A 2,068-nucleotide genomic window follows, 5' to 3' on the forward strand; every position below is an offset into this window, starting at 1 on the left:
CCGCCGTGGTGCTGGTCACGCACAAGATGGCCGACGTGAAGACCTACGCCGACCGCGTGACGGTGATGCGCGGCGGGCGCACGGTGGCGACGCTGGAGCCCGGCGCCACGTCGGTGAGTGAACTCGTGAAGCTCACGGTAGGTGACTCCATCGCCGCACCTTCGTCGCAGCCGGCAAAGGCACCCCGCGGCCCGGTGCGTCTGTCGGTACGCGGCCTGCGTTCAGCAGCATCGCCGCAGGGCCGCCGCGTGCTCGACGGGGTCGACCTCGAACTGCATGCCGGCGAGATATACGGGCTCGCAGGCGTCGGCGGCAACGGACAGGGCGAGCTGGCCGGCGCCATCATGGGCCTGCCGGGCGAAGCCCTCGAAGGCGAGATGCATCTCGAAGGCCACGGCGACCTCAAGACCATGACCGCCCCGGCCCGCCGCAACGTCGGCATCGCCGCGATCCCGGCCGACCGCTACGGCCTCGCGCTGGCAGGCGGCTTGTCGGTGGCCGAGAACTACGCCATCGGCCGTGTGCACAGCGGGCGCTACGGCCCCGTCTGGCACCTGCGCCGCAACCGCATCCAGAGCGACACGCAAGAAGCCGTGCGCGCCTTCGACGTGCAAGGCGTGCGCTCGGTGGCACAGAAGGCCGCGCTGCTGTCCGGCGGCAACGCACAGAAGCTGGTGCTCGCGCGCGAGTTCGGCAAGTCGCCCACGCTCGTTCTCGCGCACAGCCCCAGCCGCGGGCTCGATGTGCGTGCCAGTGCCGAGGTGCATGCGCGTCTGCGCGCCGCGCGCGACGGCGGCGTGGCGGTGCTCCTCATCAGCGAAGACCTGGACGAAGTGCTGCAACTGGCCGACCGCGTGGGCGTGATGACGCGCGGGCGCATTGCCGGCGAGTTCGCCCAACCGGCCGACCGGCAGGCCATCGGACAGGCGATGGTGGACCATGGCTGATGCATCGCTGGCCGCCATGGCGCGTGCGCCGGAAACCGGGCCGACGACTCAAGGCGCGACCCAGCCGCTGGCCAGCCGCCGCTACGCCCTCGAAATCCGCCAGCACATGGCCTGGCGCTGGCAGGCGCTGATCCTCGCTGCCGCGCTGGGGGTCGGCTTCGCGATCTCCGCCGCCATCCTGGTGGCCGCGGGCGTGCCTGCCGACGAGCTCGCCAACGAGTTCGTGGTGCAGACCTTCCTCGACGGCCAGAACTTGCGCGCCGTGCTGTTCCAGGCCGCGCCGATGATCCTGGTGGGGCTGGCAGGCGCCATCGCGTTCCGCGCACGCTTCTGGAACCTGGGCCTGGAAGGCCAGATGGTCTGGGGCGCCATCGGTGCGACCGCCGTCTCGATGTGGCAGATCGGCCCCGAGCACCTGCGCCTGCCGCTGATGTTCATGGCGGCCGTGGGCTGCGGCCTGCTCTGGGTGCTGGGGCCGGCGTGGCTCAAGCTGAAGCTGGGCGTGAACGAGATCATCTCGACGCTGATGCTCAACTACATGGCGGCCAACTTCCTGCTGCACCTGGTCTACGGCAGCTGGAAGGACCCGAAGGACAACTTCCCCTACTCGCCGCAGTTCCGTGCCTTCGAGCGGCTGCCCGAACTGGGCGCGGGCGTGGGCAGCGCGATCCTGCTGGCGGGCATCGTGGCGCTGCTGGCATGGTGGCTGGTGGGCGTGAGCCGCGTGGGGCTGTACCTGCGCTTCGTCGATGCGAACCCGCGCGTGGCGCATGCCAACGGCGTACCGGTGCGTCGCACCATCTATGGCGCGGTGCTGCTGTCGGGGGCGATGGCCGGGCTGGCGGGCTTTGCGGTGGCCGCGGGCCAGGAGGGGCGGCTCACGCAGGCCTTCTACCAAGGCTACGGCTTCTCGGGCATCCTCATTGCGTTTCTCGCGCGCAACAACCCGCTGGCGGCCACCGTGGTGGCGCTGCTCGTGGCGGCGCTGTTCGTCACCGGCCGCAGCCTGCAGGTGTTCTACCAGGTGCCGTTCTCGATGGTGCAGCTGATCCAGGCCATCGTCGTGGTGTGCGTGGCATCGAGCGACTTCTTCATTCGTCATCGGCTGCGTCGCGTGGGTG

The 2,068-nt window shown here is 70.3% G+C and carries 2 protein-coding genes; both read left to right on the forward strand.

Annotation, left to right across the window (positions count from 1 at the left end):
- Nucleotides 1-947, forward strand: a 947-nt coding sequence (locus NU688_RS33860) for an ATP-binding cassette domain-containing protein (protein ID WP_257865363.1), incomplete at its 5' end; no start/stop codon positions are given.
- A partial coding sequence (locus NU688_RS33865; protein WP_257865365.1) for an ABC transporter permease occupies nucleotides 940-2,068 on the forward strand: 1,129 nt, incomplete at its 3' end. The genes NU688_RS33860 and NU688_RS33865, both read left to right, overlap by 8 nt.

It is taken from the genome of Variovorax sp. ZS18.2.2, from assembly GCF_024701975.1.
In the GTDB taxonomy this organism is placed as follows: Bacteria; Pseudomonadota; Gammaproteobacteria; order Burkholderiales; family Burkholderiaceae_C; genus Variovorax.